The organism is Phenylobacterium sp. (assembly GCF_028290885.1).
Lineage (GTDB): Bacteria > Pseudomonadota > Alphaproteobacteria > Caulobacterales > Caulobacteraceae > Phenylobacterium.
Genome location: NZ_JAQGIZ010000199.1, coordinates 1 through 4032 on the forward strand (window position 1 = coordinate 1; position 4032 = coordinate 4032).

Sequence of the window (4032 nt, forward strand, 5' to 3'; positions counted from 1 at the left end):
CTGGCCTCCAACGGCGGCGGCATCGGCACCTACTGGGGCGGCGTGCGCTCGATCGGCGAGAAGGTGAAGGGCGCGGGCCAGACCAGCGGCATCATCCCGTTCATCCGGGTGATGGATTCGCTCACCTTGGCGATCAGCCAGGGCTCCCTGCGCCGCGGCTCGGCGGCGGTCTACCTCGACATCCACCATCCGGAGATCGAGGAGTTCCTGGAGATCCGCAAACCCTCCGGCGATTTCAACCGTAAGTCGTTGAATTTGCATCATGGGATCAGCATCTCGGACGAGTTCATGGAAGCCGTGCGCGACGGGGCCATGTTCGGGCTGCGCTCGCCGAAGACCAAGGACGTGGTCCGCGAGGTGGATGCGCGCTCGCTCTGGCAGAAGATCCTCGAGATCCGCCTGCAGACCGGCGAGCCCTACCTGATCTTCGCCGACACCGTGAACCGCGCCATGCCGCAGCACCAGCGCGAGCTCGGCCTGTCGGTGCGCCAGTCGAACCTCTGCTCCGAGATCATGCTGCACACCGGCAAGGACCACCTGGGCGTCGAGCGCACCGCGGTCTGCTGCCTGTCGTCGGTCAACGCCGAGACCTTCCTGGAATGGCGCGACCATCCGACCTTCATCGAGGACGTGATGCGCTTCCTCGACAACGTGCTGCAGGACTTCATCGACCGCGCGCCGCCGGAGATGAAGAACGCCGTCTACGCCGCCAAGCGCGAGCGCTCGGTGGGCCTGGGGCTGATGGGTTTCCACAGCTTCCTGCAGGCGCAGAACGTGCCGTTCGAGAGCGCGCTGGCGAAGAGCTGGAACATGCGGCTCTTCAAGACCCTGCGCCGCCAGTGCGACGCGGCCTCCCGCACGCTGGCCGCCGAGCGTGGGCCCTGCCCGGACGCCGAGGAGCGCGGGATGATGGAGCGGTTCTCCCACAAGCTCGCCATCGCCCCCACCGCCTCGATCTCGATCATCTGCGGCGGGACCTCGGCCGGCATCGAGCCGATCCCGGCCAACATCTACAGCCACAAGACGCTGTCGGGCACCTTCGCGGTCAGGAATCCCTATCTGGAACGCCTGCTCGACCAGACCGGCCACAACACGCCCGCCATCTGGGACTCGATCCTGGAGAACGAGGGCTCTGTGCAGCACCTCGACGTCCTCTCCCAGGACGATAAGGACGTCTACAAGACCGCGTTTGAGATCGATCAGCGCTGGGTGATAGAACTCGCCGCCGACCGGACGCCCGAAGTCTGCCAGTCCCAGTCGATCAACCTCTTCCTGCCCGGCGACGTGGAGAAGTGGGATTTGCACATGCTCCACTTCCAGGCGTGGGAGCGGGGGTGCAAGTCGCTCTACTACTTGCGGTCGAAGTCGGTGCAGCGGGCGTCGCACGCGGGCGGCGAGGCGCTGGTGGCGGTCGACCTCAGCGGCCAGGCCAAGACCGACTACGAGGAATGCCTGGCCTGCCAGTAGGCGAGCTGGGCTTCATCTTGGCCGACTAAGGTTAAGCCGCGCCCGGCGCGTGACGCCCGCAAATCTAGTCATCACCATCGGCTCCGTGGCACGCCTTTTGCTGCCGCAGATTTGACTCGCGAAAGCGTAGGGACACCCCTAGGCTGCTCTCGGGGAACCACAGTTCGGTCTGCGACTTTCGCTATAGAGCGCTCGTCGGCACACCGGTAGAGCTGCGGGCTGGGGAGATGAGTATGCGGCCGCTGGCTTTGTTGGCCACCGTCCTGACCTGCGCCGCGGCGAGCTCCGCCGGCGCCCAGACCCTTTCGACACAGGCCCTTTCGACACAGGCCCGCGCGCCCGACGCGCAGGCCGACGAAACCGCCGCCGTGGCGATGCTGAACGACGCGGCCTTCGCGCCGAAGACCGCGGCCAGCGACGTCGACCCGATCAGCCGGCTGATCGAGCGCGAGGCCTACCAGCCCGGCGCCGGCCTGGTGCGCTGGACCAGCGGCGCGGTGCAGCTGTCGCCCGCCTCGGGCCACGGGCCGGTTGATTCCCTGCGGATCAGCGTCGGCGGGGCGCTGCGCACCCCCGGCGGCCTGCCGCTCGACCTGGCCCGCGCCCAGTACGAGGCCGACGCCTACGAGGTCGCCGTGACCCGCGACTGGCCGGCGGCGCTGGCCTTCGACACCCGCACGTTCGGCGTCGACCTGACGCCGCACGCCGGCGTCGGCGTCACCAACCTGGGCGGCTCGGCGGAAGCCGGCGCGACCCTGCGGCTGATGCAGCGCGACAGCGCCGCCGCCCGCCGCCTGGCCGCGATGGGCGTGCGCGACGGCTCAACCTTCGGCGACCGCGGGCGCTGGTATCTGTTCGCCGCCGCCAGCGGCCGGGCCGTGGGCCTCAACATGCTGCACGGCGACGGCGGCTGGGACCGCGCCGGCTGGACCACCGACCAGACCTCGACCCTGATCGGCGACGCCCAGCTCGGCGTCGGCTGGCGCAAGGGCGCGATGCAGACCTCGCTGGGCTACATCCACCGCCAGGTGAAGGGCGCCCACATGCTCTGGGGCGTCGACGCCCGCGACGACTCGATGGTCGCCTTCTCCCTGTCGATCAGGCCGGGGCGCTAAAACTCAATAAAATCATCAATTAGTTCTCGTCATGGCCCGGACAAGCCGGGCCATGACGGACAGTTTGTGGTCATGAGCTCGATCCGTCCTAACCTTCCCACCCCTCCACGAACGGGAACCGTTCGGCCCAGAAGGCGGCCAGGCGCGGTTCGGCGTCCACGTGGCGGACGACCTCGCCCAGGCGGGGCGCGGCGGCATAGAAGCCCTTCCGCCGGGGACCCCAGCGCGACACCACCGCCAGATAAAGGTCGAGGACCGAGATATCGTCGCCCAGCATGAAGCGGCCGGCCGGCGGCGCCTGCAGCTCCATCATCGTCCAGCAGGCGCTGATCCTGGCGGCCGTGCGCTCGCGCAGCACCGCCTCGTGCGCCTTGTCGGCGGCCAGCCGCGTGATGTCGTCCCGGATCCAGTAGAGGGCGTAGATCTGGGCCGAGATATAGGCCATCCAGCGCAGGAACCGCGGCCGCATCGGCGAATCCACCGCCGGCGACAGGCCGGAGCCCGGATGGCTGTCGGCCAGGTGGATGAGGATCGCCGCGCTCTCGGTCATCAGCTCGCCCGCCCCGGAATCGTTGGACGGCAGCACCAGCGCCGGGACCTGGCGCAGCGGATTGACCTTGGCCATCTCGGCCGCCGCCGCCGCATCCTCCCAGACCGCACGCTCGACCACCCGGTAGGGCTCGCCGAGCAGCGTCAGCGTCGCCTCGACCGGCGTGGAGCCCGAGCCGGCGGCGCCATAGACCAGATAGCCTTCGCGCATCACATCCTCGTGGATAACCGCAACATGCGGCGTGCTGACGCTTTACGACCACAAGATGTTGCGTCAGGGTAAGGGACGCAAACCTCGATCCGCGGACACGTTAGATGACCCAGCCGTCCTCCTCAAACATCCGCAGCCTGCCCGGCCTGCTCACCCCCTCGGCGGCCTACAAGCCGTTCCGCTACCCCTGGGCCTACGAGTTCTGGAAGAAGCAGCAGCAGGTCCACTGGATGCCCGAGGAGGTGCCGCTGGGCGAGGACTGCAAGGACTGGGCGACCAAGCTCAACGACCGCGAGCGCAATCTGCTGACCCAAATTTTCAGGTTCTTCACGCAAAGCGACTTCGAGGTGAACGACAACTACATGGAGCGCTACGCCCGCGTCTTCAAACCGACCGAGATCAAGATGATGCTGGCGGCGTTCTCCAACATGGAGACCATCCACATCGCCGCCTACGCGCTCTTGCTCGAGACGATCGGCATGCCGGACAGCGAGTTCACGGCCTTCCTCGACTACCAGGCCATGCGCGACAAGCATGATTACATGCAGCAGTTCGGGGTCGACACGAACGCCGACATCGCCCGCACGCTGGCCATGTTCGGCGGCTTCACCGAGGGCCTGCAGCTGTTCGCCAGCTTCGCCATGCTGATGAACTTCCCGCGCCACAACAAGATGAAGGGCATGGGCCAGA

General features: G+C 67.5%; 4 protein-coding genes. 3 read left to right on the forward strand and 1 reads right to left on the reverse strand.

Annotated elements, in window-relative coordinates; genetic code table 11:
* Positions 1-1467 (forward strand): ribonucleoside-diphosphate reductase subunit alpha (locus JWP28_RS13725; protein ID WP_299543723.1); only part of this gene is annotated, 1467 nt, incomplete at its 5' end.
* 233 nt (positions 1468-1700) lie between these two features.
* The gene (locus JWP28_RS13730; protein WP_299543724.1) at positions 1701-2582 is read left to right on the forward strand and encodes a lipid A-modifier LpxR family protein; all 882 of its coding nucleotides are present in this window, start codon (positions 1701-1703) and stop codon (positions 2580-2582) included.
* Between the two features lie 88 nt (positions 2583-2670).
* On the opposite strand, the gene JWP28_RS13735 is transcribed toward JWP28_RS13730, so the two are convergent.
* Complete coding sequence (locus JWP28_RS13735) at positions 2671-3342, reverse strand: glutathione S-transferase family protein (RefSeq protein ID WP_299543726.1); 672 nt, start codon at positions 3340-3342, stop codon at positions 2671-2673.
* Positions 3343-3446: 104 nt separating this feature from the next.
* Here JWP28_RS13735 and JWP28_RS13740 point away from each other — a divergent pair.
* Positions 3447-4032 (forward strand): ribonucleotide-diphosphate reductase subunit beta (locus JWP28_RS13740; RefSeq protein WP_299543728.1); only part of this gene is annotated, 586 nt, incomplete at its 3' end.